The sequence below is a fragment of the Castellaniella hirudinis genome (genome assembly GCF_042651965.1).
Taxonomy (GTDB): Bacteria; Pseudomonadota; Gammaproteobacteria; order Burkholderiales; family Burkholderiaceae_B; genus Castellaniella; species Castellaniella hirudinis.
On record NZ_JBHSDY010000002.1, the window covers coordinates 128,137 to 152,847 of the forward strand.

Here is a 24,711-nt window from a genome sequence, read left to right on the forward strand (position 1 = left end):
TCCATACTATGAAAAAACATCTCACATGGCAAGCATTTTCTGGGGTGGTCAGGCCGGGGGATCGAGCCGGCCGCCCAGCGACAGGACCTCGGCGCGCAGCCAGGCCAGGGCCTCGGCGGCGGCTTCGGGAGCGCCCTTGACGCCCAGTTCGATGTGCGGATGGCCGCCCGCGTCGCCGACATTGGGCAGGCTGAAGGCGCGGATGCCCGCCCAGCGCAGTTCCAGTGATTCCAGCGCCGGGGTGATGCGCGATTCGGGCAGACCGAACACCAGGAAGGAATGCTCGATCCGGGACTCGGCATGGTGCCAGCGGGCATAGCGCGTATCCAGCGTCCAGGCCATCATGGCATGCGCCATCACCGGAAAGCCGGGCATGAAGCTGTGGTTGCTGATGAAGAAACCGGGGATCTTGTTGTAGCTGTTCGGGATGATTTCCGAACCCGCGGGGAACACGCCCATCTGCAGCCGCTGCTGGTTTTCGGGCGTGGACATGTCGGCGCTGCCCTGCCCCTTGGCGGCGGTCTCGGCGCAGCGTTCGCCGATCAGGCGTTCGGCCTCGGGGTGCAGCGCCAGCGACACGCCCAGGGCGCGCGCGGCGGCCTGCCGGGTGCGGTCATCGGGCGTGGCGCCGATGCCGCCGCAACAGAACACCAGGTCCGGCGTGGCGAAACTGCGGCGCAGACACTCGACGATGTCGTCCTCGTCGTCGGAAATGAATTCGGCGGCCTGCAGCCGCATGCCGCGTTCCTGCAGCAGTTCGATCAGGCGCGAAAAATGCTTGTCCTGGCGGCGCCCGGACAGGATCTCGTCGCCGATGGCGATCAGGCGCACGCGCGGCGGCGTCCCGGGAATCGGGCAGGCGTCCGTCCCGCAACCGGGCTGTGCGGACGGGTCGGCATCATGGAGAGCAGCGGAATTCGACATGGGTGTTCCTGGTCGGGAAATCTATCAGGGTCGGACAGCAATGAGAATCAGAGGTCGATGACGGTTTCAGCCCGCAGGCGGCGGATGGCTTCCAGGCAGAAATGGGCGTACACCAGCGCCGAGAACACCGGCATCACCAGCCAGAACAGCGGGATCAGATTGACGACGGCCAGGCAGGCCGCAATCAGCCAGAGCTGGCGATTGTGGCGGCGCCACAGCAGCCGGCGTTCGGCCGCGCTGGCGTGTTCGATCATGGCGTCCACGCGCAGCATCCGGTTCAGTGCGAAAGCCCACCAGAACACCGGCAGCACCAGCGCCATGGGCGGTATCAGCCACAAAGGCATGGTGAATATCCACCCCAGGCAGAACAGCGCCCCGACCCAGACCGCATTCCAGATCCCCAGCGCCGTGGTGTTGCGCCCCTGGCGGTCCAGCCCCTTGTAATCGCGGTGGTCCAGGTGATGCAGCACGATGGGCATGACGAACACAGCGGCGATCACCAGCCCCAGAATGCCCGCCATGGGCAGCAGCAGCCCCGCGGCCAGCAGCGGCACCAGCCACAGTTTCAGGGAAAACAGGCCGATGGCGATGAGCCAGCCGTCGATGGTGTTGAACAGCCCCCAGGACGAGGCTGCCTGGTCCAGCCAGCCGGTCAGCGGCTGCCAGAAGAACCACAGCAGCAGCGCCGCCCCCAGGAAGGCGATCACGAAGGGCAGGAACAGGGCCGCGAGCATGCGCGGATGGAGCTGGCTGGCGACGGCCCGGCGAAAGGCCTGCCCGACCAGGGACAGGCCATGGGTGGAACGGGGATCGCGCAGGGCGAGGTCTTGATGCGTCATACGGAGGAATGATCCTTGAATGATTCTGAAACCGATCCGGGCAAGCCGGAATCCAGTCCCCGAACCCATACAATCATCTTATTCAAAGAAAGGGATGCCTGTCTGCATGAAATTGTTCGATCCGCACGCCGACCTGCACGCTTTGCGCGAGCGCCTGTCCACGGACTCGGGCCGCCGCGTGGCCTGCTACTGCGCCGCCTGGTGCCGCACCTGCGACGCCTGGCGCCCCCTGCTGGAATCCCTGGCCGATGAATACCCCGGCTGGACCTTTCTGTGGGTGGACGTCGAGGACAGCCCCGACTGGCTGGGCGACGAGGACATCGAGAATTTTCCCACGATCCTGGTGCAGGACCGTGACGGCACACGCTACTGGGGGGCGCTGCAGCCGCGCGCCGAGCAGTTGCGCCGCCTGCTCGACGGCGCAGCCGACCTGCCGGTGCTGGCGGCCGGCCCCGGCAGCTTAAGCGGGTTTGCCGCCACCTAGGAGAACGCCGACCGAACGGCGCGCCGGCGTCACCGCAGGGCGCGCTTCCGGTTCGGCGCGCGGCGCGGCCGCAGCGGCGGGTTCGTAAGGACGGGAAAAGAAATCATCCACCGGCGCTGCGGGCGCGGCATGCCAGCCCGATGAGCCGCGATGCCCCCCCACCGGGCGGCGGCGTTCGCTGACGCGCGGCAATTCGAGCTCGCCGCGCGGGATCGTGGTCTTGATGAGCTTTTCGATGTCCTGCAGATAGCGTTCTTCGTCGGGCGCGAACAAGGCGATGGCCTCGCCCGAGGCCCCTGCCCGGCCGGTACGGCCGATGCGGTGGACGTAGTCTTCGGCGTTGCGCGGCAGATCGTAGTTGATGACGCAGGGCACGCCGGCCACATCCAGGCCACGCGCGGCCACGTCGGTGGCCACCAGGACTTCCAGCGTGCCGGCCTTGAAGGCGTCCAGCGCCTTCATGCGCTCGATCTGGGTCTTGTTGCCGTGGATCGATTCGGCGCGCACGCCGTCCTGTTCGAGCTGGCGGGCCAGGCGGCTGCAGCCGATCTTGGTGTTGGAGAACACGATGACCTGGTTGAGCTGGCGGGACTTGACCAGATGCACCACGGCGCGGCGCTTGGCTTCGCCTTCCAGCGGATAGGCGATCTGGGTGACGGTGTCGGCCGTGGCATTGGGGCGCGCGACCTCGACTTCGACCGGGGTGCGCAGGAAGGTGCGGCCGAGCTTGCGGATTTCCGGGCTGAAGGTGGCGGAAAACAGCAGGCCCTGGCGGCCCGGCGGCAGCAGCCTCATGATGCGGTCCAGGTCGGGCAGAAAGCCCATGTCCAGCATGCGGTCGGCCTCGTCCAGCACCAGAATACCGACCTGGCTGAGATTGACGTTGCGCTGTTCGACGTGATCCAGCAGGCGGCCCGGGGTGGCGATCAGGATTTCGCAGCCCTGTCGCAGCAGATCGCGCTGCGGGCGGATATCGACCCCGCCGAACACCACCGCCGTGCGCAGCGGCACGAAGCGGCTGTACTGGGCGACGTTGGCATGCACCTGATCGGCCAGTTCGCGCGTCGGCGTCAGGATCAGGGCGCGCACCGGATGCCGCGCGGGCGAGGCGCTGCTGTTGGCAAACGGCATCAGCCGGTGCAAAATCGGCAAAGAAAAAGCGGCGGTCTTGCCCGTGCCCGTCTGGGCGGCGCCCATGACGTCGCGGCCGGACATGGCGATGGGGATGGCCTTGGCCTGGATCGGGGTAGCGGACACGTAGCCGGTGGCCTCGATCGCCTGCATGATGCCGGGATGCAGGCCGAATTGGGCAAACGGAACGGGCGCCTCGGGGGCGGCGGTGTCTTGGGAGATGGAGTCGGTCATTCGTCGGATAAGGTGCGCAGGCACCCGGAAATCCGGCCCCACGCGTTCATGAACTCCCTATTTTACCGTGCATCGTCGCGGACCGGGCAATTGGTACAATGGTGCCCTGACAAATTCCGGGAGACGGCGATGTCCATGTCTGATCGAGACGGCGTGATCTGGTACGACGGCAAACTGGTGCCTTGGCGCGATGCGACCACGCACGTGCTGACGCATTCGCTGCACTATGGCTTGTCCGTCTTCGAAGGCGTCCGCGCCTACCGCACCGACCACGGCACGGCGATCTTCCGCCTGGAAGACCACACCAAGCGCCTGTTCAACTCGGCGCACATCTACCAGATCAAGATCCCCTTCTCGCGCGAGGCGATCTCCGAGGCCCAGATCGAGGTCGTGCGCCGCAACGAACTGGAATCCTGCTACATCCGGCCGCTGGTGTTCTACGGCTCTGAAAAGATGGGCGTCTCGCCCAAGGGCGCCGCCGTGCACGTCGCCATCGCCGCCTGGCCCTGGGGCGCCTACCTGGGCGAAGAAGCCCTGAAACAAGGCATCCGCGTCAAGATCTCATCGTTCGCGCGGCAGCACGTCAACGTCACCATGCCGCGCGCGAAAATCGCCAGCACCTACGCCAATTCCATCCTCGCCAACGCCGAGGCCCTGGACCACGGCTACGACGAGGCGATCCTGCTGGACACCCAGGGCTTCGTGGCCGAAGGTTCCGGCGAAAACCTGTTCATCGTGCGCGACGGCGTGGTCTACGAACCGGACATCGCCTGCGCCCTGACCGGCATCACCCGGGCCTCCATCCACCAGATCGCCGCCGACCTGGGCCTGCGGGTGGAATCGCGCCGGCTGACGCGCGACGACCTGTACATCGCCGACGAGGCCTTCTTCACCGGCACGGCGGCCGAGGTCACCCCGATCCGCGAAATCGACGGCCGCCAGATCGGCGCCGGCGAACGCGGCCCGATCACCACCCAGATCCAGAAGGCCTTCTTCGACGCAGTTTCCGGCAAGACGCCGAAATACCACCACTGGCTCTCGAAAGTCTGATCCCCCATCCCGAACCCCAACCCGGGCGGCGCGGCCGCCCGGCTCTTTCCAGGAAACACCATGAGCAGCGTGCCCGAAAACGCCCACAACCAGGACATCGTTGAAGTCGGCGCCGACGACCTGCCGGTCTACTGCCCCGGCCCCAAGGCGCCCCTGTGGAGCCAGCATCCGCGCATCTACATCGAGGTCGTCAAGAACAAAGTGGCCCGCTGCCAATACTGCGGCACCCGCTACGCCCTGCGCGAAGGCGAAAAGGCGCACAGCCACTAAGCCGCCCCGCCTGCCCCACACCCATGTTCCCCACGCCCGAAGAAGCCGAATACGCCTTCTACGAAGCCATGCGTCAAGGCGACACCGCCCTGATGATGCGCGTCTGGAGCGACGACGAAGACGTCGTCTGCATCCATCCGGGCGGCTTGCGCACCTACGGTCCCCGGGCCGTCCGGGAAGCCTGGGAACATATCTTCACCAACGGTCCGATCAGCGCCTTTCCGGCCCAGGTCAAGGCCATGAACGGGGTGATGACCGCGGTCCACACGCTGATCGAGCAGATCATGGTGAACACCTCGCGCGGCAAGGACACCCTGAGCTTCTACACCACCAACATCTACCAGAAAGGCCCGGAAGGCTGGCGGATGATCGTGCACCACGCCTCGCCCGCACCGCGCGAGGCCGAACTGCTGGACCGGCCCGATCCGTCCCGCACCCTGCACTGATGAGCGCGCCGGGCCGCCCCAAGCGCGAACGCCGACGTGCGCAGCACGGAGGCAAGGTCTCATGACCGCGCGCATCGACACCAGTCCCTGCCCCCTGCCGGTCTGGCTGCCGGGCGGTCACGCCCAGACCCTCTACGGGGCCTTCTGCGCCCAGCATCCCACCCTGCATTTCGCGCGTGAGCGGGTCGATACGCCGGACGGCGATTTCATCGACCTGGACTGGTGCGGCCCCGGCCTGAACCCCAATCAGCGGTCCGATGGCCAAGCCACGCCGCACGAACCGGGCCTGGTGGGCACGGCCGCGCGGCGCTGGATCGAAGACACCGACTGGGCCGCGCTGGCGGGCGCGGGCGACGGCCCCGCCCTGATCCTGTTCCACGGCCTCGAAGGCAGCAGCCTGAGCCCCTACATCCAGGCGGTCGCCCATGATTTCCGGGCGGCCGGCTGGGTGGTGGCGGCCGCGCACTTTCGCGGCTGCTCGGGCGTGCCCAACCGCATGGCGCGGGCTTACTACAGCGGCGACTCGGCCGAGATCGATTTCATCATCAGCCACGTCCGCGCCCGCCTGCCCGGCGCCGGGCTGCACGCCGCCGGCGTCTCGCTGGGCGGCAACGCCCTGCTGAAGCTGCTGGGCGAAGCGGGCGGCACCCCGCACGGCCTGCGCGCCGCCGCGGCGATCTCCGTGCCGATGGATCTGGCCGCCTGCGGCCGACGCCTGTCGGACACGGTCTGGGGACGGCAGTTGTACTCCCGCTATTTCCTGCGCAGCATCCGCCACAAGATCTTCGACAAGGCGCGCGAATTCCCCGGTTCAGTGGACGTGTCACGCACCCAGAGCATGCGCAGCCTGCGCGAATTCGACGATCTGTACACCGCGCCCATGCACGGATACCTCAACGCCCTGGACTACTGGACCCGCGCGGCCAGCCTGCCGCTGCTGCCGGCGATCCGCACACCGGTCCTGGCGCTGAACGCCCGCAACGATCCCTTTGTGCCAGAAGCCTCGCTGCCCGGTTCACGGGACGCGTCCGACGACGTGCTGTTGCACCAGCCGGCCCAGGGCGGCCACGCAGGCTTCGTCACCGGCATGTTCCCGGGCCATCTGCGCTGGCTGCCGACGCGGCTGCTGCGGTTTTTCGAGACCGGCGCCTGAAACCCCTACACCCCGTTCGGATCGGATGGATGGGCTTGTCAGGCAAGGCGCAAACCGCAGCGATAGTCAGACTATCGCGAGGATTTGCAACGCAGCATGGCGAGGCCAGGCGCCGATCAGGATTTCTTGAATGGTTCCAGCAGCGCGCGCTGATTATCCAGGCGTTCGCGCAACGCACGAATCCGCATGTCCAGCCGTGACTGGACGTAGAAATCCTTGGACAGGCTGCGCGCCTGCTGCAAGTGTTCGACCGCCGTGGGCAAGGCGCCGGTCTGCTCGAAGTAGCTCGCCATGGCTTCGTGGGCCTCGACCTCGCGCCCCAGGCGCTGCAGGCTGTTCGCCAGCAGCTTCTGGAATTCCGGCGTGTCCGGCCATTGCTTGACGACAGTCTGCAGGAAGGCGGCCGCGGCCTCGTCCTGGCCGGCCTTTTGCAAGGCCCGGGCGCGCCCGTCGGCCACCCCCTGGCTGTGGGGCCAGCGCTTCCAGGCCGCGGCCGACGCCTCCACGGCCGCGGCAGGACTCGCGGCCAACTGGATCGCCAGCATGTCCAGTTGCGGCGCCGCCTGCACGGCCTGCGCCTGCTCCAGGCGCGCGCGCGCTCCGGCCGGATTGCCCGCCGCCTTGTCCAGCGTCGCCAGCCCGAACAGGGCGGCCGCCTGGCGCGGGCCCTGCAGATCACGCGCCTCGCTGCTCAGCGTCTGCTGCAGCCGCTGCTGGTCGGCATGGTCACGCGCCTGGATCAGGGCCAGGCGGGCGCGCACGAACCAGAACTCGGGATCGGGCTTCACGGCCGCCGCCGGATGGCCCTCGATCCGGTTTTCAAGGTCCGACAGGCGCTGGATGGACAGCGGGTGGGTCGAGGCGTAGCCGCCGCCCGTGCCTTCGTTCAGGCGCGAGGCGTTCATCAAGCGGCGGAACATGTCCAGCATGCCCTGGGGATCGAAACCCGCCTGGCGCATCATCTGCAGCCCGGCCCGGTCGGCTTCCTGCTCGGCGCCCCGGGAAAAACCGAGCTGCCGGTCGATGGCCGCGGCCTGGCCGAAGGTCGCAACGCCCATGGCAAGGTCGCCCTGCCCGGCCAGCGCCGCCAGCAGCGCGCCGATCAGGCTGGCCACCATGATGCCCGTGCCCTGGGATTGCTGGGCAATACCCCGGGCGATGTGGCGCTGCATGACGTGGCCGATTTCGTGGGCCAGCACGCCGGCCAGCTCGGATTCGCTTTGCGCGCCGACCACCAGGCCGGTGTTCACGCCGATGTAGCCGCCCGGCAGGGCGAAGGCGTTGATCGAGGAATCCCGCACGGCAAACACCGTGATGTCCTGCGCCAGGGCCTGCGGCGCATGGGCGGCCAGCCGCCGCCCCAGCGCGGTCAGATACTGGTTCACGTCCAGATCGCCGATGTAGGTGGGGTCCTGGCGGCCTTGCTCCATGATGGCCTGGCCCAGAGTGCGTTCCACCGCCGGGGACAGCTCCGCCGACGAGGCCGCGCCCATCGAGGGCAGCCCCATGGGCTGGCCCCAGGCCGGCGGCACGCCGACCGCCAGGGCGCCAGCCAGGCTCAGGCCCGCACCCGCGCGCCGCATCCAGGTCTTCATGGTGTGTCCTTTAGCCACGTTTGGCCCCGTTCAAGCACGGCCGGCATCGCCTCAGGCCGCGCCCACCGGCCGCCTCGAAGGACGGCGCTTGGGCTGCGGCAGGCGGTTGCGCGACGACAGGCGCATCAGGGTGCCCAGCGCCACCAGCAGGCCGAAGGTTTCGATCAGCCCCGCCGGCACCCACATGATGAGCCCGCCGATGATCTGATCATCCAGCACCCCGAAATTGGGCAGCGCGCGGCCGCACAGGTCGAACACCGGATAGATGTCATGTTCAGTAAACACGATGACGGCCCCGGCGATCATCTGCGGCACCATGGTGAAAATGGGCGAGAAGATCCGCCCGCCGGGCGACACCGCAGCCGGCGGATGGGGCCGCCGGTCCAGGATCAGGTTCCAGTACATGAAGCCGGTGATGACCACCGCCCAGTTCATGAACCGGTACAGCCGCCAGTCCAGCATGGAATAGAACTGCACGGTCGGCTCCAGCCAGACCAGCACCATCATCAGGAACAGAAAGGGCACCAGAAACCGGTGCGTCGCCAGGGCTTCCAGCACGCGCACGGGGCCGGACGTCCGGCGCGCCGCCGCCAGCCGCGTCCGCCAGGCCAGGGGCAGGCCGGCGCGCATGACCTGGCCCGGATAAGCGCCCATGATCAGCAACGGCCCCAGGTGGTGCAGGACCAGATGCTGCAGGCGATGGATGAAGAACATGCGCTCGGCGTAATAGTCCAGTTGCGTGTGCATGGACAGGTACAGCATGACCCAGCCGACCCAGAACAGGGACTGGCGCACGGCCCCGACGCGGTGCACGCGCCGCCCGCGCACGAACAGCCACGCCGACACCACAAAGACCAGCACCAGGGCGGGCGAGAATTCCCAGGGTTGCAGCCAGGCGAGTACGTCCATGAGATCCAGAATATTTCAATCCACGCCCGTCATCGGGCGCAACAACTTGGAAGAGATGACGCCTCTCCCAAACGACGCAACCCAGTTTAAAGCATCATTCTAAAATAGACCCTTTTGCTGCTTTCGATACCGCGCCATGGCCTCTCCGACCTACGACATCGCCATTCTGGGCTCCGGCCCGGTCGGCTGCGCCCTGGCCCTGTGCCTGGCGGACGCGGCCCCGGACCCCGCGCGCATCGCCCTGATGGGGCCGGAGCCGACGCCGCGCCCGGCCGGCCAGACCATCGATCCGCGCGCCCTGGCCCTGAACCACGGCAGCCGCCGCTTCCTGGAAACCCTGGACGCCTGGCCGGCACGCGCCGCCGACATCCTGACCGTGCACGTGTCCCAGGCCGGGCACCTGGGCCGCACGCTGATCGACCAGGCCGAACTGGACGTCCCCCGGCTGGGCTGCGTGGTGGCCTACGACGACCTGCTCGACACGCTCTATGCGGCCGTGCGCCGCGCCGGCGTCACCCGGGTAGCCGAACGGCCGCCGCGCCCCCTGGCGGGTTCGCCGGTCCAGTTGCAACTGGCCGACGGGCCGCGCAGCGCGCGCCTGGCGCTGCTGTCCGACGGCGCCCGCCCCCAGGGCCTGCACCGCGAATACGGCCAGCACGCCGTGCTGGCGACCGTGCGGGCCGGCGCACCGGTGCCGGGCCGCGCCTTTGAACGCTTTACCCGCACCGGCCCGCTGGCCCTGCTGCCGCACCCGGCCGCCGCCGATCTCTACAGCCTGGTCTGGTGCGTGCCGCCGGAGCGCGCCCAGGCGCTGAAAGCGCTGCCGGACGCCGCGTTCGACGCCGCGCTGCAGGCCGCCTTCGGCCGGCGCCTGGGCCGTCTGCAGCGGGTGGACGAAGCCCACGCCTTTCCCCTGTCCCTGCACGCCGGCCCCAGCCTGTTGGGCCAGGGCCTGGTGGCGGTGGGCAACGCCGCCCAGACCCTGCACCCGGTCGCCGGCCAGGGCCTGAACCTGGGCCTGCGCGACGCCGCCCAACTGGCCCAGGCGCTGCGGCCCTGGCTGGCGGCGCCGGACGCCCCGGTCCAGCCCCTGCTGGAACGCCATGCCCGGCAACGCCGCGCGGACCGCGCGCTGACCATGAGCGTCACCGACACCCTGCCGCGCCTCTTCGCCACCGCCAACCCGTTGCTGCGCCACGCCTGCGGCCTGGGACTGGCCGCCCTGGACCTGCTGCCGGCGCTGCGCAAACCCCTGGCCCGCCACTTGCTGCAAGGCCAGCGCCTGTAGGCGCGCACCGCACAGGCCCCCGCACCGAACCGCCTACAATGCCCGCCATGCGCATCGGACCCTGGACCCTGCCCCACCCTGTCTGCGTGGCCCCCATGGCGGGGGTCACCGACCGCCCCTACCGGCGCCTGTGCAAGGCGCTGGGGGCGGCCTACGCGGTGTCGGAAATGGCGGCCAGCAACCCGCGCCTGTGGGACAGCGTCAAGACCGCACGCCGCCTGAATCACGACGGCGAGCCCGACCCGGTGGCGGTGCAGATCGCCGGCGCCGACCCCGGCATGCTGGCCGAAGCCGCCGTGTTCAACGTCCGCAAAGGCGCGCGCATCATCGACATCAATATGGGCTGTCCCGTGAAAAAGGTCTGCAACGTGGCCTCCGGCTCGGCTTTGCTGCGCGACGAAGACCTGGTGGCTCGCATCCTGGACCGCGTGGTGTCCGCCTGCGCCCCGCTGGGCGTGCCGGTCACCCTGAAGACCCGCACCGGCTGGGACCGCGACAGCCGCAACGCCGTGCGCATCGCCCGCCTGGCCGAGGACTGCGGCATCGCCGCCCTGACGCTGCACGGACGCACCCGCTGCGACCTGTACAACGGCGAGGCCGAATACGACACGATCCGCGCCGTCCGCCGGGAAATCCGCATTCCGCTGATCGCCAACGGCGACATCGACTCGCCCGAGAAAGCCCGCCGCGTCCTGGATTACACTGGAGCCGACGCCATCATGGTCGGCCGCGCCGCCCAGGGTCGGCCCTGGATATTCCGCGAGATCGCCCACTACCTGGCGCACGGCACCCATCTGCCGCCGCCCACCTACGGCGAACTGCGCGAACATCTGCTGGGCCACCTGGACGACCATTACGCCTTCTACGGCGAACACACCGGCGTGCGCAGCGCCCGCAAGCACATCGGCTGGTACCTGGCCGATCTGCCGGGCGCGGACACGCTATTGCCGCGCATCATGGCGCTGGACAGCACCGCACTGCAGTCCGACGCCCTGCGGCGCTGGTTCGACGAGCGCCCCGCCGACGCGGCTCTCGAACCCGCGCCTTCCCATCACTGATTTTCCAACTGATCCGACATGAGCACCACCACTCCCCTGGAACACGCCGTCCGCGAACAGCTCGAACGCTATTTCGAGGACCTGGGCGACTCCTCTCCGCACGACATGCTGTCCATGGTCGGTCTGTGCGTCGAGCGCACCGTCCTGCAAGTCGCGCTGGAGCGCACCGGGGGCAATCAGACGCGCGCCGCCGACATGCTCGGCATCACGCGCGGCACCCTGCGTAAAAAACTGCAGACGCACCAGATCCAGGCCTGAACGCCGTCCGTTTTCTTTTCCTTCCCTGCCGCCACCATGACCATCCAGACCGCCCTGATCTCCGTGTCCGATAAATCGGGCATCGTTGAATTCGCCCAGGCCCTCGCCCAACGCGGGGTCGCCCTCCTGTCCACCGGCGGCACCGCCCGCCTGCTGGCCGACGCCGGCCTGCAAGTGACCGAGGTCGCCGCCCACACCGGCTCGCCGGAAATCCTGGACGGCCGGGTCAAGACCCTGCACCCGCGCATCCACGGCGGCCTGCTGGCGCGCCGCGACGATCCCGCGCACCTGCAAACGCTCAAAGAGCAAGACATCCCCCCCATCGACCTGCTGGTGGTCAACCTGTACCCCTTCCAGCAGACCGTCGCCAGGCCGGACTGCATCCTGGCCGACGCCATCGAGAACATCGACATCGGCGGCCCGGCCATGCTGCGCTCGGCGGCCAAGAACCACGGCTCCCCGGCCGGCGGCGGCGTCACCGTGGTGATCGACCCGGCCGACTACCCGCGCGTGCTGGCCGACCTGGACGGCCCGGCCCGCCAGCCGTCCTACGGCCTGCGCCTGGAACTGGCCGCCAAGGTCTACGCCCACACCGCCGCCTACGACGGCGCCATCGCCGCCTATCTCAGCAGCCTGGCGGCGCGCGAACCCGAGCCCGCCCAAGTCCCTGAACGCGAGACCTGGCCGCGCGTGCTGACCATGCAGATGCGCCGCGAACAGGCCCTGCGCTACGGCGAAAACCCGCACCAGGGCGCGGCCTTCTACCGCGACGCCCAGGTCGGCGAAGGCCTGCTGGCCGGCTACCGCCAGATCCAGGGCAAGGAACTGTCCTACAACAACATCGCCGACGCCGATGCCGCCTGGGAATGCGTGCGCAGCTTCCAGACCGGCGCCTGCGTCATCGTCAAGCACGCCAACCCCTGCGGCGTGGCCCTGGGCGTCAACGCCCTGGCGGCCTACCAGCAGGCCTTCAAGACCGACCCGACCTCGGCCTTCGGCGGCATCATCGCCTTCAACACCCCGGTGGACGAGGCCGCCGCGCAGGCCGTCTCCGAACAGTTCCTGGAAGTTCTGATCGCCCCGGCCTACACCGGCGCCGCCCTGGCCCTGCTGGCCGCCAAGAAGAACGTGCGCGTGCTGGAAGTCCCCCTGGGCACGACCCACAACCCCTACGACGTCAAGCGCGTCGGCGGCGGCTGGCTGGTCCAGGACCCGGACAATCTGTCGGCCACCGAGGCCGACGTGCGCGTCGTCACCCGTCTGGCGCCCAGCGCTGGACAGATGCGCGACCTGCTGTTCGCCTGGAACGTCGCCCAGTACGTCAAGTCCAACGCCATCGTCTTCTGCGGCCAGGGCATGACCCTGGGCGTCGGCGCCGGCCAGATGAGCCGCATCGACTCGGCCCGCATCGCCTCGATCAAGGCCGAAAAAGCCGGGCTGACGCTGGCGGGTTCGGCGGTCGCTTCGGACGCCTTCTTCCCGTTCCGCGATGGCCTGGACGTGGTCGCCGACGCAGGCGCGACCTGCGTCATCCAGCCGGGCGGCAGCATCCGCGACGACGAGGTCATCGCAGCCGCCGACGAACGCGGCATCGCCATGGTCTTCACCGGCACCCGCCACTTCCGCCACTGATGATCATCCTGGGGGTCGATCCGGGCTTGCGGCGCACGGGCTTCGGCGTGATCGAAGCCCAGGGCGCGCGGCTGCGCTACGTGGCCAGCGGCACCATCGTCGTGCCCCCCGCGCTGCCGCTGCACGGACGCCTCAAGGTCATCCTGGACAATCTGCGCGAAGTCGCCCGCGACGCCCGGCCCGACCAGGCGGCGCTGGAAAAAGTCTTTCTGAACGCCAACCCGGCCTCGACCCTGCTGCTGGGCCAGGCGCGCGGCGCCGCCCTGTGCGCCCTGGCCGACTGCGGCCTGGACGTCGAGGAATACACCGCGCTGCAGATCAAGAAGGCCGTGGTCGGCACCGGCCGCGCCAGCAAGGAACAGATCCAGACCATGGTGCGCCACCTGCTGTCGCTGGACGGCGAACCCGCCCCCGACGCCGCCGACGCCCTGGCCTGCGCCATCTGCCACGCCCATTGCGCGCCGCTGGCGGGACGCCTGCAGGCGCTGGCGCCCGAGACCCTGGCCACGGGCCGGCGGCGCCTGCGCACCGGCCGTCTGGTGTCCTAGGGCTTGTCTTGAGGCCATGTTCACACCCCGCATCCACCCCAAACCTCGGAGTCAGCCATGATCGGCCGCATCACCGGCACCTTGATCGAATCGTCCCCCCCTACGGTCTGCGTCCAGGCCGGCGGTCTGGGCTATGAGATCGACGTGCCCATGAGCACGCTCTACAAGCTGCCCCCCGTGGGCCAGACCGTGACCCTGCACACCCACCTGGCGATCCGCGAGGACGCCCATGTGCTGTACGGCTTTGCCTCGCCCGCCGAACGCGCCGCCTTCCGGGCGCTGATCAAGGTCAGCGGCATCGGCGCGCGCATCGCCCTGTCCGTGCTGTCGGGCCTGAGCGTGGAGGATCTGGCCGACGCGGTCGAGCGCCAGGAATCCGGCCGCCTGGTCAAGGTGCCCGGCATCGGCAAGAAAACCGCCGAACGCCTGCTGCTGGAGCTGCGCGACAAACTCGGCGCCGTCGCCGGACTGGCGCGGCCCGACGGCGCGCCGGTATCGGCAGCCGGCGGCAACGACGTGCTCAACGCCCTGCAGGCCCTGGGCTATTCCGCCGCCGAGGCGCGCCGCGCCATGGGCGTCCTGCCCGAAGGACTGAGCGTGTCCGAAGGCATCCGCCAGGCCCTCAAGACCCTGTCGCGAGCCTGAGCAGGACAGTCATGCACGACGACGATCTGATCCCCTTCTGGGACGAAGACGGCCAACCCATGGACTTTCCGGACGGCGGCCGGACGGCCGGGCCGCGCCGGGCCGCGCCCGCGCAGCCGCCGCGCTATGCCACGGCGCTGGATGCGCTGCGCGAAGTCTTCGGCTACGACGCCTTCCGCGGGGAGCAGCAGGCCGTCATCGAGCACATCATCGGCGGCGGCGACGCGCTGGTGCTGATGCCCACCGGGGGCGGCAAGTCTCTGTGCTACCAGATCCCGGCCCTGGTGCGTCCAGGCACGGGCGTCGTCATCTCGCCCTTGATCGCCCTGATGCAGGACCAGGTCGACGCGCTGCTGGAACTGGGCGTGCGCGCCGCCTTTTTGAATTCTTCGCAGACGTCCGCCCAGGCCCGCGAGGTCGAACAGGCCTTTGTGCGCGACGAACTGGACCTGCTGTACGTCGCCCCGGAACGCCTGCTGACCCCGCGCTGCCTGGATCTGCTGGACCGCGGACACGTCGCCCTGTTCGCCATCGACGAGGCCCACTGCGTGTCCCAATGGGGACACGATTTCCGCCCCGAATACCAGGAACTGAAGCTGCTGGCCGAACGCTGGCCCGACGTGCCGCGCGTCGCCCTGACCGCCACCGCGACGGCGGCCACGCGCGCCGACATCGTCGCCTGCCTGTCGCTGGACGAAGCGCCCCAGTTCGTCGCCAGCTTCGACCGGCCCAACATCCGCTACAGCATCATCGAAAAGCACGAAGTCCGGCGCCAGTTGCTGGACTTCATCCGCGCCGAACACACCGGGGAATGCGGCATCGTCTATGCCCTGTCGCGCTCGCGCGTCGAACAGACGGCCGAATTCCTGTCGCGCAACGGCATCGACGCCCTGCCCTATCACGCCGGCCTGGACGCCCGCACCCGCGCCGACAACCAGGCGCGCTTCCTGCGCGAAGACGGCATCGTCATGGTCGCCACCATCGCCTTCGGCATGGGGGTCAACAAGCCCGACGTGCGCTTCGTCGCCCATATCGACCTGCCAAAATCCGTCGAGGGCTACTACCAGGAGACCGGGCGCGCGGGACGCGACGGCCTGCCCGCCGACGCCTGGCTGGCCTACGGCCTGCAGGACGTGGTGCAGCAGCGGCGCATGATCGACGATTCGGACGGCGACGCCTTGCACCAGCGCCGCCAGATGCGCCAACTGGACGCCATGCTGGCCCTGTGCGAAACCGTCACCTGCCGGCGCCAGGACCTGCTGGCCTATTTCGGCCAGACCATCCAGCCCTGCGGCAACTGCGACACCTGCCTGGAACCGCCCGCCGCCTGGGACGGCACCGTAGCCGTGCAGAAACTGCTGTCCACGGTCTACCGCCTGATGCGCGAACGCGGCCAGCGCTTCGGCGGCGGCCACCTGATCGACATCCTGCGCGGCCAGATGACGGACCGCGTCAAGCAGCAGGGGCACGACACGCTGAGCGTCTTCGGCGTGGGCGAAAACCTGTCGGTGGACGCCTGGCGCGGCATCCTGCGCCAGGCCCTGGCCCTGGGCCTGCTGACGGTGGACCTGGAAGGCTACGGCACCCTGGCGCTGACCGAGGCCAGCCGCGCCGTGCTGAAGGGCGAACGCACCCTGATGCTGCGCCCCGTGGCCGTCAAGCGCGCCAAGCCCGGCCGCCAGCGCACCACCACGACCGCGCAACTGGACGCCCTGCCGCCCGACGCCCTGGCGCGTTTCGAGCACCTGCGCGCCTGGCGCGCGCGCACCGCGCGCGAACACAATGTGCCCGCCTACGTGATCTTCCACGACGCCACGCTGCGCGAGATCGCCCTGCGCAACCCCGACAGCCTGGACGCCCTGGCCGGCGTCAGCGGCGTGGGCGCGCGCAAGCTGGAAACCTACGGCCCGGATGTCGTGGCCTGCGTGGGACAGATCCGGGATTAGCGGACGGCTTTGGGGCTGGATCGCCCCAGGAAAAACCCGAGTGCCGCACGCATTTTCATTCATATGACGGATGCGCGAAATTCCGCGCTTGTCTAGGCTGCAAGCGGGGAGGCGGGATTCACCTCGCCCCAAAGACAAGACCTCGGGAGCGTCCCATGAAACCCATCCGCGTGCGGTCCTGTGCGATGACCCTGGCCTGCCTGGCCGTGTTTTCCAGCCCGGTGTGGGCGGCCAATAGCGGGGGCAGCACGGGCACCGCCTGCGGCGCCGACTACATCGGCGTCTGCGCCACGACGGGCGACGCCAGCGGCGGCCGAGTATTCATCGATACCGATCCGGGCGTCCTCTACGTCAGGGGAGGCTACAGCCTGCAAGGTAACGCGTTCAACAATCAAGTCACCATAAACGGCTCAGGCATCCCATCCCCCTTCTACGTCCACGGCGGTTACAGCGCGCACGGCAGCGTCAGCGGCAACACCCTGCTTGTCACGGACAGCCCAGGACTCAAGGCGACCTTGGCAGGCGGCTATACCGATGCCAGCGTCAACGGCCATGCTGTTGACAATCGCATCATCCTGAGCGGTAACAGCACGATTTCCGCCATCTACATCCGAGGGGGATACGCGCAAAACGGCGATGCTATCGGTAACCTCATTTCTATCCTGGATGATGCACAAGTCATCAACGATAGCCCCCTCTACGGCGGCCACGCCCCCGCTGGCAAGGCCAATGGCAACATTGTTTCCATCCAGGATCGCGCTCAGATCAACGGCCGTATCTACGGCGGTTACAGCAAGGGCGACGCATCGGGCAACCGGCTTATCTTCAACGGCAACAGCAACACCACACTCCCCGACCCCGGCGGTTTTGGCGGCTACAGTGATGCAGGCAATGCCAACGGCAATACCGTCCTGGTCTCGGATAATGCGAGAACCCTTGGATCCCTGACGGGCGGCAGGGCAGGCGGAAACGGCGACGCCAACGGCAACACCATTCTGATCACGGGCCATGCTACCGTCGATTCAGATCTGACGGGCGGCAGTGCTGCAATGAACGGCAACGCCATCGGCAATCACATCATCCTCAGCGGCAACAGCGTATTTGTTGCCGGCAACCTCATCACGGCCGGTTCGGCGCTCACAGGCGATGCCATCGGCAATACGGTCTCCATTCTGGACAAGGCACAGATTGCCACCGGCAAGGTCTATGCCGGCCAGTCCCAACACGGCACCGTCCAGGGCAACCGCATCATCCTGGCCGGCACGCCCATTCTCAACAATGTTGAACTGTTCGGCGGCTATAGCCTTGTTGCCGATCCCAGCGTCGTCATCCGCGACAACACCCTGGAAGTCCGCTCCGCCGGGCTGACCGCCAAAAGCGTAGCCGCCTTCGACACCTACCAATTCCTGCTGCCCAAGGGCGTCTCGGCCGCCGCCCCCATGTTGACGATCGGCGGAGGCGCCGTCACGGACCTCGGCGGCGCCCGCACCCTGATCGACGTCGCCAGCGATGCGGGTGTCCTGGCGACGGGCACCCAGGCGACGCTGCTCAGCAACGCGGCGGGCCTGAACTCCACCACCTATTCCCTCGCCCCCACCCGGGTCGTCGGCCATCAGGGCTTCGCGCTGGACTACCAGTTCGACGTGGTCAACGATGGCAAGAACCTGACCGCCACAGTGCAGAATGTCAGCGCCAGCGAGGCCAGCAAAGCCCCCGTCGAAGGCCGCGCCAGCATGCTGGCCCTGGCCAATCAGGGCGGTGATCTGGCCGCCGGCCTGGGCATGAACCGCGCCCGCAGCGTCGCCGCGACAGGCGACTGGACCGCCTTCGGTGCGGTCGCCGGCGGACATTCGCGTTATGAATCGGGCTCACACGTCACCGTCGACGGCGTCTCGCTGATGGTCGGCGTCGCCCGGCGTTTCGCCCCCGGCGCAGGATCGCTGACGGTCGGCCCCTTCATCGAAGCCGGTTACGGCAGCCACGACAGCCACAACGACTTCTCCGGCCAGTCCGTGCGTGGCAGCGGCAACAGCCATTACGTCGGCGCCGGGGTGCTGGCGCACTATGACTTCGACCGCGCCACACCCGATCTGGGCGCCTACGCCGAGGCGTCCCTGCGCGCCGGGCGCCTGGACAGCGACTGGCGCAGCAACGATCTGAAAGGCGCCAACGGGCAATCAGCTTCGTACGACAGCCAGGCCGCCTACGTCGGCGCTCACCTGGGCGCAGGCTATCGCCTGCCCATCGGCGAGCGCTCCAGCGCCGACCTGTACGCCCAATACTTCTGGTCCCACCTGGACAGCGACAGCGCCGATATCGCCGGCGCCCCTTACGACTTCAAGGCCGTCGATTCCAGCCGCACCCGCCTGGGCGCACGCTTCCTCCACGCCTACAGCGACCAGACCCGCGTCTGGGCCGGCGCCGCCTGGGAACACGAGTTCGACGGCGTCGCCCGCGCCACCGTCTACGGCCTCGACACCCCCAGCCCCAGCCTCAAGGGCGACACCGGCGTCTTCGAACTGGGCCTGACCCTGACCCCCAGCAGCCGTCAAGCGCTGAGTATCGACATCGGCCTGCAAGCCTATGTCGGCCGACGCGAAGGCTTCGGCGGCGCGGCGGCTGTGAAGTACGCGTTTTGAACGGGGAACACCCTGCCCTCACTGCAAAACTTCATTCATTTGAAGGATGCGGCAGCGTACCCGCCTCGGCTAAGCTGCCGACAGAGCCGGTCCGACATGCCGGCGGACCAAGGCACGCCCCATGAACGATGAAAGCAGTATCGCCGCCGGCATCACGATCCTGGGCATCGTCCTGCCCCTGGCCCTCCCCGTCGTGATCCTGTTCTTCCTGCGCCGCCGCATCCCCGGCCTGTCGGCGCTCTTTTCCATCCGCAATCAGTTCCTGTCCCGGCTGCTCGGCTACCAATGGTTCCGGATCCCCGTGGGCCTGTTCATCGGCCTGATGATCGCCTCGGCCGGCGGGGCGCTTCATCCGCCCTTGCTGACCGTGGCGGCCCCGGTGCTGTGCGACGGCGACATGGACATTTCATCCCGGAACTATTCCTACAAACCCGGGCAAAGCGGGATGGCCCACACGATTCGCTGCGAACGCGAAGGCCGCCTCCAGGAGGTCACGCTCCGGGCCATCGGCGTCTCCACCCTGATCTACGGCACGGGCGCCTGGGTCCTGCTGACGCTGCTGTATCTGTGTTCCAGGCGTCATCAGGACGAGAATCCGACCGGAGGCCTTGCCGCAGGGATCAGCGCGGGATTCGGCGGACGTGTCTCGACGGACGATCTCATCGCCGCCTTTACCCAAAAGATGAAAAAAGGCGCCGGCTCACCCGCGACCTTCGACCTGCGCAGCCACACCATCACCTCGTCAGGCGGCACATCATCATCCACCGGTGGCGACGCGGCTTCCCGCCTGCGACAATTGAAAGCGCTGCGCGACCAGGGCCTGATCAGCGCGCAGGACTATGAATCCCGCAAGCAGGAGATCCTGGATGAACTGTGATCGTCTTCTGGACGTGGCTTGCGAAGCCGGCCCGTCGTCACGTCAACGGCTGCGCCCCCTGCCCTCCGCCCTGGCGGCCCTGCTGGCCGCCGGCTGGTTCGCCGTCCTGCCCGGCCCGGCCATGGCCGACTCCATGCGCGTGGATACCCCAAAAGGCGTGTTCGAATGCGAATCCAGCACTGCAACAAACAACCTCCAGGTGCTGAGACTGGACGGCCAGGAGCTATACCGCCAACCCCGCGGCCCGGATGACCCGCACGAAACCGACTTGCTGAAGGACGGCATCATCGACCGCAACCTGGGCTGTCCGCAGGTGACGGGCCAACGCGGCGGCTACGTCGTGCTGGAACGCTATCTGCAACCGCCCCACTACGGGGTGATGGGCTACCTGCTCGTCGACTTCGACCAGGACGAACCCACCCTGACCGACCTGGGCGCCAGCGACGGGGCGGTCCCGAGCAGCGACGACCCTAAAAAACAAGGGCTGTACCTCAACGACGGCGGTCTGGTGCTGCGCTACACCGGCATCCTGCCCGACGCGCTGGCCCCCGAAAACCAGCCGGACGATCCCCCGCCGGCCGACCACGCCATCCTGTACAGCTTTTCATTGGGAACGCTGCAAAACCTGGACACCTGCCTGCCCCTGAAAGGCGTCCCGCTGTTCGGCGACATGGATTTCCTGGCCAAAGCCACCGATCCCGCCCGCTATCTGCCTGCAGGCTTCAAGATCGGCGCATCCCGAACCGAGACCGTGGCTGCACTGCGGCGCTACGGCACGCCCTACGATCCCGACGACACCGACGGCGGCTCAGTCAAGACCGCCCCGCAACTGGTCATCCCCCTATGCGGAGACGCCAACGGCGCCGTCATGCCCCTGTTCCAGTTCGAAAAAGACCGCCTGAAGGCCGTTCGTTTCGAGGAACTGGAGTTCTAGACGGACCTTGAAGCCGGGGTCTCGAAGCCAGGTCCGTTGCGTACCCAAGACCCGCCAGGACATTTTGATCCGTCCGGATTTTCCAGTCTGGCGAAGTCGATACGCCTGACTCACAATGGCCGCCCATCTCTACTGGACTCCGGCCATGCCTGCACGCGCCTACCCAAACCGCGCAACCTGCCTGGTGACACGCAGCACAGCAGCTTTTCTTCATCTATACGCAATTAACGGATAGAATAGCGATGAAGGCCATTTTCATCGAGCTGCCTGCGTTCCAAAGACACTGTGAACGATACCTGGACGACTCCGCTTTTCGCAGTCTGCAATCCATTCTGCTTCAGCAGCCGTACGCAGGTGATGTCATCCCTGGAACTGGCGGGCTGCGAAAAATCCGATTCCTCGACGCGCGTCGCGGCAAAGGTAAACGGGGTGGCTTGCGCGTGATCTACTACCCCTGGACCGCAGGCCGGCAGTTCTGGCTATTCACTGTGTATGACAAAGATGAAATGAACGATCTGTCCGCCCAAGAACGTGCGCTCTTGTCCACCCTGCTGCACAACGAACTGAAGGCACGCGGCCCATGACGAACAAGCGAAACCTGTTTGCCGAACTGACGGAAGGATTCGAGGCCCTGGCGGCCGAGCGCACGGGGAAAGTCACCTTGCGCCGCCACGTCATCGACGTGGGTCCTGCACTTGAAATCACTGCGGACGAGCTGACCAGGCTGCGCCAGCGCTTGAACCTGTCGCGTGGCGTATTCGCGCGCTACTTGCGCACCAATCCGCGCACACTGGAAAACTGGGAACAGGGGCGCGCCAAGCCCAACGCCCAAGCCGCGCTGTTGATCCGGCTGGTAGAACGTTATCCGGACACCGTTGACCGGCTCGCCACCCTTTGAACAAGCCGTGCACGCGAACCTCTGCGCACGTGACTCTGTCGCTCGCGTTCTGCGCATCTGACTATAAAGCTTCCTAAAACAACTCTCCCCCGCCTCCGGCGGCGGGGGCCTTCAGGCCCAGGTGTTCCCAGCAGCGGCGCGTGGCCATGCGGCCGCGCGGGGTGCGCTGCAGGTAGCCGTGCTGGATCAGGTAGGGTTCGATGACGTCCTCGATGGTGTCGCGCTCTTCGCCGATGGCGGCGGCCAGGCTGTCCACCCCGACGGGACCGCCGTCGAATTTGTGCACGATGGCTTCGAGCAGTTTGCGGTCCATCAGGTCCAGGCCCTGGGGGTCGACTTCGAGCATGGCCAGCGCCGCCTGGGCGGTGGCGGTGTCGATGCGTCCGCCCGCGCGCACGTCGGCATAGTCGCGCACCCGGCGCAGCAGGCGGTTGGCGATGCGGGGCGTGCCGCGCGAACGGCGGGCGATTTCGGCGGCGCCGTCCTCGGTGGCGTCCGCACCCAGCAGGCCGGCGCTGCGCTGCACGATGTGGGCCAGTTCGTCGGCCGAATAGAACTCCAGCCGCGAGACGATGCCGAAGCGATCGCGCAGCGGGTTGGTCAGCATGCCGGCGCGCGTGGTCGCACCCACCAGGGTGAAAGGCTGCAGGTCGATCTTGACGCTGCGGGCGGCGGGGCCTTCGCCGATCAGGATGTCGATCTGGAAGTCTTCCAGCGCGGGATAAAGGATTTCCTCGACCACCGGGGACAGGCGGTGGATCTCATCGATGAACAGGACGTCGTTGCGTTCCAGATTGGTCAGCATGGCGGCCAGGTCGCCCGGGCGTTCCAGCACCGGGCCGGAGGTCTGGCGCAACTGCACGCCCATTTCATGGGCCACGATGTGCGCCAGCGTCGTCTTGCCCAGGCCCGGCGGGCCGAACAGCAGCACGTGGTCCAGCGATTCACCACGCTGGCGGGCCGCCGCGATGAAGATGTCCAGTTGTTCGCGCACCCGTTTCTGGCCGACGTAGTCGCCCAGGGACTTGGGCCGCAGGGCGCGCTCGACGGAGTCTTCGGCGCGCGAGGCCACGTCCGGCGTCACCAGACGGGGTTCGGGCGGGCGGGCCGAGAGGGAATCAGCTTGGATGACCATGAAAAGACTGTGTTGATATCCAGTATCAGGACTGTACCGGGATTATGCCATCACGGGCGCCCCCTGCGCGGCGACAGCACGAAATCCGCGTCCCCGTCCAGTGCCCGCTTCAACTGCGAATAACGTTCCAGCAGGTCGGACTTGTACACCACCCCCAGCAGCCGGGCGGGCCGGTCGCGGCTGACCACCGGCAGCCGTTCCCCCTGGAAGGCGCTGAACTGCGCCTGCGCCTCGTCCAGGCTCAGATCGGGATACAAGGGCTTGACGAAGTCCAGGCGCAGCACCTCGCCGCAGGTCTTGGACTGCACGTCGACCTCGCCCAGCATCATGCGGGTCAGGTCCTGCTGGGCGATCACCCCCTGCCAGGCATCCTCGGCGTCGGTCACGTACAGGTACTTCACCGGATAGTCCAGGAACATTTCCTGCGCCTGGCGCACCGGCGCATCCGTACGGATCACCGTTTCCGCCGGACGCATCAGGCTGTCCAGCCGGGCATGGCGCAGGCGCTGGCGCAGCGCCTGATTGTCTTCGTGATGCAGGGTGACCTGATACATCACCGCCTGGGCCAGGCCGCGCGACACGAAATACGCGGCCACGCAGGCCAGCACCAGCGGCAGCACCATCTGGTAGCTGAGCGTCATCTCGAAGATCATCAGGATCGCCATGAAAGGCGCGCTGGTCGCCGCCGCCAGAAAGGCCCCCATGCCCACCAGGGTCAGGACCGTGCCGTGGCCCGCCAGCTCGGGCCAGACGGCCCCCAGGCCCTGGGCGAACAGCGTGCCCAAGGCCGCGCCGACGAACAGCGTCGGCGTGAACACCCCGCCCACGGCGCCCGATCCGGCCGTCAGCGCCGTCGCCAGCACCTTGCACAACAGGATCCACAGCACCATCTGCCAGGCCTCGGGCTGGTGCAGCAGGGACACGACCACGCTATAGCCATTGCCCGCCATCTGCGGCATGCCGATCAGCACGCCCCCCAACAGCAAGCCGCCCAAAGCCAGGCTCAGGGGCAACGGCAGGCCGGTGCGGCCGAACAGCGACTTCACCCCGTGGATGCAGCGCAAAAACTGCGGCGCCCCCACCCCGGCCAGGACGCCTAGGGCCAGACTAGGCAGCAGCAGGTTCGCCGGCACCGCCTCCAGGCCGGGCATGGCATACAGCGCCGCATAGTGGCCGCTCAGCCGCATGACCAGGTTCGATACGGCGGCGGCGACCAGCAGCGGGCCGAAATTCTGGAAAGACATGGAACCAAGAATGATCTCGCCCACGAACACGGCGCCGGCAATGGGCGCGCCGTAGGCCGCCGACACCCCGGCCGCCGCCCCGCAGGCCACCAGCAGGCGCAGATGCGCGGTGCCCGCGTGCAGCAGCCGCCCCAGCACCGAAGCCCACAGGGCGGCCAGATGCACCATGGCGCCCTCGCGGCCGATGGAGCCGCCCGTAGCGACCGTACACAGCGAGGACAGGGAACGCAGCAGGCCCTGGCGCACGGACATCCGCCCATCGCCGATGGCCACGGCCTCCATGTAATCGGAATGCGCGTCACGCGACACGCGACGGGCCGCGACCAGCAACCCTCCGGCGCACAGGCCGCCGACGGCGGGCGCCAGCAGGCGCAGCCACCAGGGCAGATCGCGCATCACCTGGGTGATGGCCCCGGAATGCCCGGCAAACAGCCACTGGACGCCGTGAATCCCGGCATGAAAGGCAATGGTCACCGCAGCGCCGCCGACGCCGGCCAGGGCCGCCCAGCACAGCATGGCGACCGCGCCATCGGCTCGAAGGTGCAGGTCAGGCCCCCGCATGCGCGCTCCAGAA

24 protein-coding genes are annotated in these 24,711 nt (G+C 68.0%); 17 read left to right on the plus strand and 7 right to left on the minus strand.

The window, feature by feature from the left end; translation table 11 throughout:
• Window positions 1-48: 48 nt before the first annotated feature.
• Together ACFO0J_RS02850 and ACFO0J_RS02855 are read right to left on the minus strand one after the other, a co-directional pair.
• Entirely contained in the window at window positions 49-924 is an 876-nt protein-coding gene (locus tag ACFO0J_RS02850; protein WP_376811544.1) for a competence/damage-inducible protein A, read from the minus strand.
• A gap of 47 nt (window positions 925-971) precedes the next feature.
• Window positions 972-1,763, minus strand: coding sequence for an EI24 domain-containing protein (locus ACFO0J_RS02855; protein WP_376811545.1), 792 nt, complete (start codon window positions 1,761-1,763; stop codon window positions 972-974).
• A 106-nt stretch (window positions 1,764-1,869) separates the two neighbouring features.
• On the opposite strand from ACFO0J_RS02855, the gene ACFO0J_RS02860 reads away from it, so the two are divergent.
• Complete coding sequence (locus ACFO0J_RS02860; RefSeq protein ID WP_376811546.1) at window positions 1,870-2,247, plus strand: thioredoxin family protein; 378 nt, start codon at window positions 1,870-1,872, stop codon at window positions 2,245-2,247.
• Here the strand turns inward: ACFO0J_RS02860 and ACFO0J_RS02865 are convergent.
• On the minus strand, window positions 2,224-3,612 hold the full coding sequence (locus ACFO0J_RS02865; RefSeq protein WP_376811547.1) for a DEAD/DEAH box helicase: 1,389 nt from the start codon (window positions 3,610-3,612) through the stop codon (window positions 2,224-2,226). The two genes, ACFO0J_RS02860 and ACFO0J_RS02865, sit on opposite strands and share 24 nt — an antisense overlap.
• Before the next feature lie 129 nt (window positions 3,613-3,741).
• Between ACFO0J_RS02865 and ACFO0J_RS02870 the strand changes: the two genes are divergently transcribed.
• The 4 genes from ACFO0J_RS02870 (at window position 3,742) to ACFO0J_RS02885 (ending at window position 6,531) form a co-directional block, all read left to right on the plus strand.
• Window positions 3,742-4,662 (plus strand): branched-chain amino acid transaminase, encoded by a 921-nt coding sequence (locus ACFO0J_RS02870; protein WP_376811548.1) that lies wholly within the window; start codon window positions 3,742-3,744, stop codon window positions 4,660-4,662.
• A gap of 60 nt (window positions 4,663-4,722) precedes the next feature.
• On the plus strand, window positions 4,723-4,932 hold the full coding sequence (locus tag ACFO0J_RS02875) for a zinc-finger domain-containing protein (RefSeq protein ID WP_376811549.1): 210 nt from the start codon (window positions 4,723-4,725) through the stop codon (window positions 4,930-4,932).
• Between the two features lie 23 nt (window positions 4,933-4,955).
• Complete coding sequence (locus ACFO0J_RS02880) at window positions 4,956-5,378, plus strand: YybH family protein (protein ID WP_376811550.1); 423 nt, start codon at window positions 4,956-4,958, stop codon at window positions 5,376-5,378.
• A 61-nt stretch (window positions 5,379-5,439) separates the two neighbouring features.
• The gene (locus ACFO0J_RS02885; protein ID WP_376811551.1) at window positions 5,440-6,531 is read left to right on the plus strand and encodes a YheT family hydrolase; all 1,092 of its coding nucleotides are present in this window, start codon (window positions 5,440-5,442) and stop codon (window positions 6,529-6,531) included.
• A gap of 116 nt (window positions 6,532-6,647) precedes the next feature.
• Here ACFO0J_RS02885 and ACFO0J_RS02890 read toward each other — a convergent pair whose 3' ends face one another.
• On the minus strand, window positions 6,648-8,126 hold the full coding sequence (locus tag ACFO0J_RS02890) for a M48 family metalloprotease (RefSeq protein ID WP_376811552.1): 1,479 nt from the start codon (window positions 8,124-8,126) through the stop codon (window positions 6,648-6,650).
• 51 nt (window positions 8,127-8,177) lie between these two features.
• Window positions 8,178-9,035 carry a cytochrome c oxidase assembly protein gene (locus tag ACFO0J_RS02895; protein ID WP_376811553.1) on the minus strand — a complete coding sequence of 286 codons (858 nt, stop codon included), beginning with the start codon at window positions 9,033-9,035 and terminating at the stop codon, window positions 8,178-8,180.
• A gap of 136 nt (window positions 9,036-9,171) precedes the next feature.
• Between ACFO0J_RS02895 and ACFO0J_RS02900 the strand changes: the two genes are divergently transcribed.
• From ACFO0J_RS02900 to ACFO0J_RS02955, 12 genes are all read left to right on the plus strand, one after another.
• A complete protein-coding gene (locus ACFO0J_RS02900) occupies window positions 9,172-10,323 on the plus strand; it encodes an FAD-dependent monooxygenase (RefSeq protein ID WP_376811554.1) in 1,152 nt (383 codons plus the stop codon).
• A gap of 47 nt (window positions 10,324-10,370) precedes the next feature.
• Complete coding sequence (gene dusB / locus ACFO0J_RS02905; RefSeq protein WP_376811555.1) at window positions 10,371-11,381, plus strand: tRNA dihydrouridine synthase DusB; 1,011 nt, start codon at window positions 10,371-10,373, stop codon at window positions 11,379-11,381.
• A gap of 18 nt (window positions 11,382-11,399) precedes the next feature.
• A complete protein-coding gene (locus ACFO0J_RS02910; RefSeq protein WP_376811556.1) occupies window positions 11,400-11,639 on the plus strand; it encodes a helix-turn-helix domain-containing protein in 240 nt (79 codons plus the stop codon).
• A 36-nt stretch (window positions 11,640-11,675) separates the two neighbouring features.
• Complete coding sequence (gene purH, locus ACFO0J_RS02915) at window positions 11,676-13,271, plus strand: bifunctional phosphoribosylaminoimidazolecarboxamide formyltransferase/IMP cyclohydrolase (protein ID WP_376811557.1); 1,596 nt, start codon at window positions 11,676-11,678, stop codon at window positions 13,269-13,271.
• Entirely contained in the window at window positions 13,271-13,819 is a 549-nt protein-coding gene (gene ruvC, locus ACFO0J_RS02920) for a crossover junction endodeoxyribonuclease RuvC (RefSeq protein WP_376811558.1), read from the plus strand. Before purH ends, ruvC begins: the two co-directional genes overlap by 1 nt.
• A 57-nt stretch (window positions 13,820-13,876) precedes the next feature.
• Window positions 13,877-14,464 (plus strand): Holliday junction branch migration protein RuvA, encoded by a 588-nt coding sequence (ruvA, locus tag ACFO0J_RS02925; RefSeq protein ID WP_376811559.1) that lies wholly within the window; start codon window positions 13,877-13,879, stop codon window positions 14,462-14,464.
• 11 nt (window positions 14,465-14,475) lie between these two features.
• Window positions 14,476-16,410 carry a DNA helicase RecQ gene (recQ, locus tag ACFO0J_RS02930; RefSeq protein ID WP_376811560.1) on the plus strand — a complete coding sequence of 645 codons (1,935 nt, stop codon included), beginning with the start codon at window positions 14,476-14,478 and terminating at the stop codon, window positions 16,408-16,410.
• Between the two features lie 155 nt (window positions 16,411-16,565).
• Window positions 16,566-19,049 carry an autotransporter domain-containing protein gene (locus ACFO0J_RS02935; RefSeq protein ID WP_376811561.1) on the plus strand — a complete coding sequence of 828 codons (2,484 nt, stop codon included), beginning with the start codon at window positions 16,566-16,568 and terminating at the stop codon, window positions 19,047-19,049.
• A 121-nt stretch (window positions 19,050-19,170) separates the two neighbouring features.
• Entirely contained in the window at window positions 19,171-19,926 is a 756-nt protein-coding gene (locus ACFO0J_RS02940; protein ID WP_376811562.1) for an SHOCT domain-containing protein, read from the plus strand.
• Window positions 19,916-20,860, plus strand: coding sequence for a hypothetical protein (locus ACFO0J_RS02945; protein ID WP_376811563.1), 945 nt, complete (start codon window positions 19,916-19,918; stop codon window positions 20,858-20,860). Before ACFO0J_RS02940 ends, ACFO0J_RS02945 begins: the two co-directional genes overlap by 11 nt.
• A gap of 242 nt (window positions 20,861-21,102) precedes the next feature.
• On the plus strand, window positions 21,103-21,444 hold the full coding sequence (locus tag ACFO0J_RS02950; protein WP_376811564.1) for a type II toxin-antitoxin system RelE/ParE family toxin: 342 nt from the start codon (window positions 21,103-21,105) through the stop codon (window positions 21,442-21,444).
• Complete coding sequence (locus tag ACFO0J_RS02955) at window positions 21,441-21,758, plus strand: helix-turn-helix domain-containing protein (protein WP_376811565.1); 318 nt, start codon at window positions 21,441-21,443, stop codon at window positions 21,756-21,758. The genes ACFO0J_RS02950 and ACFO0J_RS02955 overlap by 4 nt, the downstream gene beginning before the upstream one ends.
• A 73-nt stretch (window positions 21,759-21,831) precedes the next feature.
• On the opposite strand, the gene ruvB is transcribed toward ACFO0J_RS02955, so the two are convergent.
• Together ruvB and ACFO0J_RS02965 are read right to left on the minus strand one after the other, a co-directional pair.
• Window positions 21,832-22,893: a Holliday junction branch migration DNA helicase RuvB gene (gene ruvB / locus ACFO0J_RS02960; protein WP_376811566.1), complete on the minus strand. Its 1,062-nt coding sequence runs from the start codon at window positions 22,891-22,893 to the stop codon at window positions 21,832-21,834.
• Between the two features lie 50 nt (window positions 22,894-22,943).
• Window positions 22,944-24,698: a ClcB-like voltage-gated chloride channel protein gene (locus ACFO0J_RS02965; RefSeq protein WP_376811567.1), complete on the minus strand. Its 1,755-nt coding sequence runs from the start codon at window positions 24,696-24,698 to the stop codon at window positions 22,944-22,946.
• Window positions 24,699-24,711: the final 13 nt, after the last annotated feature.

Bases quoted from the DNA above. Each gene is read 5' to 3' on its own strand.
- ACFO0J_RS02850 (WP_376811544.1), bottom strand. From the start codon at position 924: ATGTCGAATTCCGCTGCTCTCCATGATGCCGACCCGTCCGCACAGCCC.
- ACFO0J_RS02855 (WP_376811545.1), bottom strand. From the start codon at position 1,763: ATGACGCATCAAGACCTCGCCCTGCGCGATCCCCGTTCCACCCATGGC.
- ACFO0J_RS02860 (WP_376811546.1), top strand. From the start codon at position 1,870: ATGAAATTGTTCGATCCGCACGCCGACCTGCACGCTTTGCGCGAGCGC.
- ACFO0J_RS02865 (WP_376811547.1), bottom strand. From the start codon at position 3,612: ATGACCGACTCCATCTCCCAAGACACCGCCGCCCCCGAGGCGCCCGTT.
- ACFO0J_RS02870 (WP_376811548.1), top strand. From the start codon at position 3,742: ATGTCCATGTCTGATCGAGACGGCGTGATCTGGTACGACGGCAAACTG.
- ACFO0J_RS02875 (WP_376811549.1), top strand. From the start codon at position 4,723: ATGAGCAGCGTGCCCGAAAACGCCCACAACCAGGACATCGTTGAAGTC.
- ACFO0J_RS02880 (WP_376811550.1), top strand. From the start codon at position 4,956: ATGTTCCCCACGCCCGAAGAAGCCGAATACGCCTTCTACGAAGCCATG.
- ACFO0J_RS02885 (WP_376811551.1), top strand. From the start codon at position 5,440: ATGACCGCGCGCATCGACACCAGTCCCTGCCCCCTGCCGGTCTGGCTG.
- ACFO0J_RS02890 (WP_376811552.1), bottom strand. From the start codon at position 8,126: ATGAAGACCTGGATGCGGCGCGCGGGTGCGGGCCTGAGCCTGGCTGGC.
- ACFO0J_RS02895 (WP_376811553.1), bottom strand. From the start codon at position 9,035: ATGGACGTACTCGCCTGGCTGCAACCCTGGGAATTCTCGCCCGCCCTG.
- ACFO0J_RS02900 (WP_376811554.1), top strand. From the start codon at position 9,172: ATGGCCTCTCCGACCTACGACATCGCCATTCTGGGCTCCGGCCCGGTC.
- dusB (WP_376811555.1), top strand. From the start codon at position 10,371: ATGCGCATCGGACCCTGGACCCTGCCCCACCCTGTCTGCGTGGCCCCC.
- ACFO0J_RS02910 (WP_376811556.1), top strand. From the start codon at position 11,400: ATGAGCACCACCACTCCCCTGGAACACGCCGTCCGCGAACAGCTCGAA.
- purH (WP_376811557.1), top strand. From the start codon at position 11,676: ATGACCATCCAGACCGCCCTGATCTCCGTGTCCGATAAATCGGGCATC.
- ruvC (WP_376811558.1), top strand. From the start codon at position 13,271: ATGATCATCCTGGGGGTCGATCCGGGCTTGCGGCGCACGGGCTTCGGC.
- ruvA (WP_376811559.1), top strand. From the start codon at position 13,877: ATGATCGGCCGCATCACCGGCACCTTGATCGAATCGTCCCCCCCTACG.
- recQ (WP_376811560.1), top strand. From the start codon at position 14,476: ATGCACGACGACGATCTGATCCCCTTCTGGGACGAAGACGGCCAACCC.
- ACFO0J_RS02935 (WP_376811561.1), top strand. From the start codon at position 16,566: ATGAAACCCATCCGCGTGCGGTCCTGTGCGATGACCCTGGCCTGCCTG.
- ACFO0J_RS02940 (WP_376811562.1), top strand. From the start codon at position 19,171: ATGAACGATGAAAGCAGTATCGCCGCCGGCATCACGATCCTGGGCATC.
- ACFO0J_RS02945 (WP_376811563.1), top strand. From the start codon at position 19,916: ATGAACTGTGATCGTCTTCTGGACGTGGCTTGCGAAGCCGGCCCGTCG.
- ACFO0J_RS02950 (WP_376811564.1), top strand. From the start codon at position 21,103: ATGAAGGCCATTTTCATCGAGCTGCCTGCGTTCCAAAGACACTGTGAA.
- ACFO0J_RS02955 (WP_376811565.1), top strand. From the start codon at position 21,441: ATGACGAACAAGCGAAACCTGTTTGCCGAACTGACGGAAGGATTCGAG.
- ruvB (WP_376811566.1), bottom strand. From the start codon at position 22,893: ATGGTCATCCAAGCTGATTCCCTCTCGGCCCGCCCGCCCGAACCCCGT.
- ACFO0J_RS02965 (WP_376811567.1), bottom strand. From the start codon at position 24,698: ATGCGGGGGCCTGACCTGCACCTTCGAGCCGATGGCGCGGTCGCCATG.